A 5,291-nucleotide genomic window follows, 5' to 3' on the forward strand; every position below is an offset into this window, starting at 1 on the left:
GAGGGGGCCGCTGCGCCTGCGGCCCGGCAAAGCCGGTTCCGCGGCCCCTGCTGGGTTTTGGTCAGGGGTCTGGTTCAACTGCGTGCAGCAAACCGTAAACTTGCCGATCCACAGCAGGAGACAGAGCATGCCCATCACCAAAGGATTCCGCGCACTGGTCGACGAGGCCATGGCGCAGGTCAAAACCTATTCCGTGGCAGAGGCCAGGTCAAAACTCAGCGACCCCAGGGTACAGATCGTCGACATCCGCGATGTGCGCGAGCTGACAGCCGGCACCGTGGTGGACAGCTTCCACGCACCGCGCGGCATGCTCGAGTTCTGGGTTGACCCCGAGTCGCCGTACCACAAGCCGCTGTTTGCCGATGAGGGCAAGGAGTTCATCCTCTTTTGCGGGGCCGGCTGGCGCAGCGCACTGGCCACCAAAACCCTGCAGGACATGGGCATGCGCAATGTGGCCCATATCGATGGTGGTTATGCCGAATGGGTGAAGCAGGGCGCGCCCACCGAAACGCTGGAAGAGCGCAAGGCCCGCGCAAACAACAACTCCTGCGGCTGATGCCCGGGTGATGCCGAACCCATCGCCATCTCGGCCGTGCCCCTGCGGCCGCACAGGCCCGGCCAAAAAACCGTTGCTGTTCGCAAATTGCTGTGGCCGCTACCTTGGTCACTTCGACACCGTGCCCGCGCCCGACGCCGAGTCCCTCATGCGTTCGCGCTACACCGCCTTTGTGGCCGGGCGTGCCGACTACCTGCTCGCTACCTGGCATGCCAGCCATCGGCCGGCATCGATTGAATTCGATCCCGGTGTGAAATGGCTGGGCCTGGAAGTGCGCAGCCATCGCCAGATCGATGACACCCACGCCGAGGTCGAATTCGTCGCCCGCCAGAAAACCCCCGGCAGCCCGGCCGTGCGGCTGCACGAACGCAGCCGCTTTGTTCGCGAGTTAGGCCGTTGGTACTACGTCGACGGCGACCACCTGTGATGAGCTATAAAAGGTGCTTTAAGCCTTTAATTGACGGGTTCTCGTTGCTCCTGTATTAATAGCATCTCGGGTAAAGAATGGACTTCATGAAAGAACAGCGCGCAACCCGTTCGGCTTCGTGGCGGCAGTGCAATCCGCTGCTCTGGACCGGTGTGTTGGGGCTGGTCTTTCTGCTCGGGCTGAATTCCCCGCCCGTCGCTGCCGGCAGTCCGGCGTCCTACCCCGCCCCGCTGCAGGTGCTCGAAGGCTTGCCCGCAAGCGCCACCGTTGCGCAGGTTGCGGCCATGGATGCCGCGCTCTTCAAGCCCCTGGTGAGCGGCAAGCGTTATGCAGTGAGTGCGGCCTCGCCGCTTTGGCTGCGCATGACGCTGGCGCCGGGGGGTGTGGTGAATGGCACCGATTGGCTGCTGGAATTTCCCACCGTGATCGTGGATCGGTATGAGTTCTTTCAGCGCGATGCGGGCGGTGCATGGCGCATGGCTGTGGCCGGGGACTTTGTGGCGCATGTGCGGTGGCCTGTCGATTCGCTGCGGCCGCGTTTTCCGTTGCCGCAGCCCGGCGCGGACGCGCAGGACATTTTTGTCCGCGTGGTACACCGCTTGCCCGTCAATCTGAGTCCCGTGCTGGTAGGTACGGCAGAGGCGTCCCGGCGAGATGTGGTGCAGATGTTGTGGGTGGGCCTGCAGCTGGGGGTGATCATCACGCTGGCTCTCTTCTGCGCCCAGATGGCGCTGGCCTATCGCGACCGCACCTATGCCTGGTATGCCGGCTACCTTGTGTTTACCGTCATGGCCACCCTTTGCTACACCGGCGCGGCCCAGCGTTACCYGTGGCCCCACGCCACAACCTTTGCCAGCCACGCGATTGTGTTGTCTGTGATGGGCGCCCTGGCCTTCAACCTCCAGTTCACCCGGTCCATCTTCGGCGGGCTGCAGGGGCGGAACTTTCACCGCATGGCGCGCGCGCTGGTTGCGCTGTGCCTCGTGTACATGACGGCCAGCCCCTTCGTTGAGCAGTACGACCGCATGGTGCCGATGTTTCACGCCATCACACTCAGCGTTTTTGCCTTCACCATCACCTGCGCCTGGCGTGCCTGGCGGCGTGGTGTGGCCTTCGGCGGTTACTGGCTGCTGGTGTACCTGCCCTACCTTGTTTGCGTGGCCCTCGCCCTTGCCGAAAGCTCGGGGCTTATCAGCGCGCCCTGGCTGCCCGGCGAAACTCCGGTCGCCGCTGCCTTGGTGGAGGTGGTGGTCATGATGCTGTGCATCAACGCCTGGAGCCGTCTGCGCCACGCCGATACAGTGCGCGAGCAGGCGGCCAAAGAGCACGATCCGCTCACCGGTTTCCTTAACAGGAAAACCTTTCGCGACCGCGCGGCCCGCATCTGGAACGCCGCGCCGGAGCTGAAGCGTGACCTGGCCATCATCTATGTTTCTGTGGAGCCGGCCGACCCGGACAGGCTGAACATCGTTGAGGCCGAAGAACTGCTGGCCCGCAGCGTGCGGCTGGTACGCACCATCACGCGCGACTTCGACACTGTGGGGCGGCTTGGCCGCAACATGCTGGGCATCGTGATGGAGGGCGTGATGCCGGGTGAAGCGTTCAGGGCTCGTCTGTCCCGGCTGGTGGCCCTGGGGCTGATGCGTGATACCGACGACCCCACCTCCATGGCGCTGCGGTTCACCGTGGCGGTGGGTAGCCGCCGCAGCGAGGTCGGAGACTTTGCGGCGCTCGACGCAGCGTTGCAGGGCCTGATGGTGGAGGATGACCAGGCCCAGCGCGCGATCCGTTTCCTGAGTCCGCCCGAAGCCGATGGCGATTCCATTCCCGTGCGCCGTTTCGGCTCCACACCTGGCCAGTTGCAATGAACCGCCCGCCAGAAGCTCCGGCCCCGTTCGCACGGCAGGCCGTTGGTACCATGTGAGCGGTAGCCTTAACTGGGCGGGGAGCACCAATGTTCAATCAAACCGTGCGCGGCATGTATTGCCTGCGCTGCAGCAGCCGCAAGGTGGTACGCGGCAATTTCGAAGCGGAGCGGTTCTATCCCTTGCGTGGCTTGCTGCGCTCCCTTGTGGGCAAGCCGGTGCTTTTGCAGAACCAGCATTCACATGCCTGCATGGATTGCGGCCTGGCCTGGAACGAGGTTGACAYGACCGAGCTGCGCAAAAACCTGCGCGCCTATGGCCTGGCGCCGCACAGCACCGGTGTGATGGAGGCCGTGAACGAAGCGGGTGTTGATGTCCGTTTATGAGCGCCTGGTAAAACTGCAAAGGTCTTGTTGGGCCTGCGTTCTGATTCTGGTGATTTTGCTGCTGGGAACATGGGTCGTCATCATCGAACCGCGCTGGGTCGCGCACCGCGAGATCAGTGAAACCGTTCCGGACTGGAGAGGGCCGCCCGGCCTGAAAGTGGCCATTGCTTCAGACTGGCACTTCACCAAACGCCCGCTGTGGCGCGTCATGACGGTGGAGCGTGCGCGTGACATCGTGGCGCAGATCAATGCCGCCCAACCCGACGTGGTGCTGTTGCCCGGCGACTTCATTGCCGACCGCGACTACAAGCCCGACACCGCCGCCACACCCGAAGACGAGATCGCCCAGGTGCTGGGCGGGCTGAAAGCCCGGCTGGGTGTCTACGCCGTCATGGGCAACCACGACTGGTGGCACGACGGCGAAAAATTCACCGCCGCATTCACCCGCGCGGGCATCACGGTGCTCGAGAACGACGCTGTGTCCTTGCCCGTTCCACCTGGGGCATCCGCAACGCCCGTCTGGGTGGTGGGCGTGGGTGACGACTACACCGGCCACTCCCGACCGGTCAAGGCAATGAGCAAGGTGCCCAAGGGCGCGCAGGCGCTGGTCTTCATGCACGAGCCGGCCAGCCTGTTTGACTTGCCGCCGGTGCGCGGCCTGATCGTGGCCGCCCACACCCACGGCGGCCAGGTCAGCATTCCCTTCTACGGCCCGCCCGTGGTGCCCGGTGCCGGCCCGCGCGACTGGGCCTACGGCTGGGTCGGGCACGAAGACAATCGCATGTACATCACCAGCGGGCTCGGCGTCAGTATCCTGCCGGTGCGTTTTAATATGCGGCCTGAATGGGTGCTGTTCACCCTGGGTGGCACAAGCCCGCAAGCGGGCCATGAAAGAGAACCATGAAATTCGAGGCGGTGTTATTCGACTGTGATGGCGTGCTGGTCGACAGCGAGCCGCTGACCAACGGCGTGCTCCGCGACATGCTCGAAGAGCTCGGCTGGAAGCTTGGCTCTGCTGAATGCATGGCCATGTTTGTCGGCAAGGCCGTCAAGGACGAAGCCGCCACCATCGAAGCCCACACCGGCAAGCCGCTGACCGAAGCGTGGATGCTGGAGTTTCGCGCCCGCCGCAACGAAGCCCTGGTCGAGTCGCTGCTGGCCGTGCATGGCGCGGTGGAGGCCGTCAGCCAGATCCACACGGCCTACCAGGGCCGCATCGCCTGCGCGTCCGGCGCCGACCGTTTCAAGGTCGAGCTGCAGCTGGCAAAGTGCGGGCTGATGCCTTTCTTTGAGGGCAACATCTTCAGCGGGCACGAGCTGCCGCGCTCCAAGCCCTTCCCCGATGTGTACCTGGCCGCCGCCGCCGCGCTGGGGGTAGACCCCAAGCGCTGCGCCGTGGTGGAAGACACCGTGACCGGCGTCACGGCCGGCGTGGCGGCCGGCTGCACGGTGTTTGGCTACAGCCCGCCCAAGCTGGGCCACGACGCGCCCGCAGCCCTGCGCGCCGCCGGTGCGGTGCATGTGTTCACGGCCATGGCCGACCTGCCCGCGCTGCTGGCCTGAAGCACAGCAGTTTTTTTGCCAAAAAGATGTCGATTCCGGTCGATTCCGGTCGAAGCCATTCGTCGTAGAGGTGTCAGCAACCACTTTTTGAAGGAAACACCGTGAAATACCTTTGCCTCGCCTATTACAACCCCGCCGAATTCGCCGCCATGCCGCCCGCCGACATGCAGGCCCTGGTCAGCCAGTGCCCGCCCAAGGACGCCCAGCTCAAGGCCACCGGCCAGCTGCGCGTCAGCGCCTCGCTGGGCGAACCCGCCATTCGCCTGCAGCCGCGCGGCAGCAAGACGCAGAAGATCGACGGCCCGTTCACCGAAGCCAAGGAGCTGGTGGGCGGCTTTTTCATCATCGACGCTGCCAACCCGGACGAAGCCGTGAAAACCGCCTCGCTGCACCCTGCCGCCACGCTGGGCGAGCAGGCCGGCTGGCGCATCGACATGCACCCCATCGATTTCTTTGAGCAGTACGACGGCAAGGCCTGAGGCGGCTGGCTGGCG

The 5,291-nt window shown here is 64.6% G+C and carries 7 protein-coding genes; all 7 read left to right on the plus strand.

The window, feature by feature from the left end; translation table 11 throughout:
• Positions 1 to 127 precede the first annotated feature (127 nt).
• The 7 genes from AC1DWI_RS13090 to AC1DWI_RS13120 all read left to right on the plus strand — a co-directional run bounded on the left by AC1DWI_RS13090 (position 128) and on the right by AC1DWI_RS13120 (position 5,276).
• Positions 128 to 556 (plus strand): rhodanese-like domain-containing protein, encoded by a 429-nt coding sequence (locus AC1DWI_RS13090; protein WP_477670094.1) that lies wholly within the window; start codon positions 128 to 130, stop codon positions 554 to 556.
• Positions 557 to 566: 10 nt separating this feature from the next.
• Positions 567 to 983, plus strand: a complete 417-nt coding sequence (locus AC1DWI_RS13095) for a YchJ family protein (RefSeq protein WP_477670093.1) — start codon at positions 567 to 569, stop codon at positions 981 to 983.
• 86 nt (positions 984 to 1,069) lie between these two features.
• Positions 1,070 to 2,851: a 7TM diverse intracellular signaling domain-containing protein gene (locus AC1DWI_RS13100; protein ID WP_477724981.1), complete on the plus strand. Its 1,782-nt coding sequence runs from the start codon at positions 1,070 to 1,072 to the stop codon at positions 2,849 to 2,851.
• Between the two features lie 86 nt (positions 2,852 to 2,937).
• Complete coding sequence (locus AC1DWI_RS13105) at positions 2,938 to 3,234, plus strand: hypothetical protein (RefSeq protein WP_477724982.1); 297 nt, start codon at positions 2,938 to 2,940, stop codon at positions 3,232 to 3,234.
• 49 nt (positions 3,235 to 3,283) lie between these two features.
• Positions 3,284 to 4,138, plus strand: a complete 855-nt coding sequence (locus AC1DWI_RS13110; RefSeq protein WP_477670090.1) for a metallophosphoesterase — start codon at positions 3,284 to 3,286, stop codon at positions 4,136 to 4,138.
• Positions 4,135 to 4,797, plus strand: a complete 663-nt coding sequence (locus AC1DWI_RS13115) for an HAD family hydrolase (RefSeq protein WP_477670089.1) — start codon at positions 4,135 to 4,137, stop codon at positions 4,795 to 4,797. The genes AC1DWI_RS13110 and AC1DWI_RS13115 overlap by 4 nt, the downstream gene beginning before the upstream one ends.
• 101 nt (positions 4,798 to 4,898) lie before the next feature.
• On the plus strand, positions 4,899 to 5,276 hold the full coding sequence (locus AC1DWI_RS13120) for a YciI family protein (RefSeq protein ID WP_457282846.1): 378 nt from the start codon (positions 4,899 to 4,901) through the stop codon (positions 5,274 to 5,276).
• The last annotated feature ends 15 nt before the right edge of the window (positions 5,277 to 5,291 follow it).

It is taken from the genome of Polaromonas sp. P3_C2, assembly GCF_056402675.1.

Excerpts from the sequence above, each read along its gene's own strand:
- AC1DWI_RS13090 (WP_477670094.1), top strand. The coding sequence starts at position 128 with ATGCCCATCACCAAAGGATTCCGCGCACTGGTCGACGAGGCCATGGCG.
- AC1DWI_RS13095 (WP_477670093.1), top strand. The coding sequence starts at position 567 with ATGCCGAACCCATCGCCATCTCGGCCGTGCCCCTGCGGCCGCACAGGC.
- AC1DWI_RS13115 (WP_477670089.1), top strand. The coding sequence starts at position 4,135 with ATGAAATTCGAGGCGGTGTTATTCGACTGTGATGGCGTGCTGGTCGAC.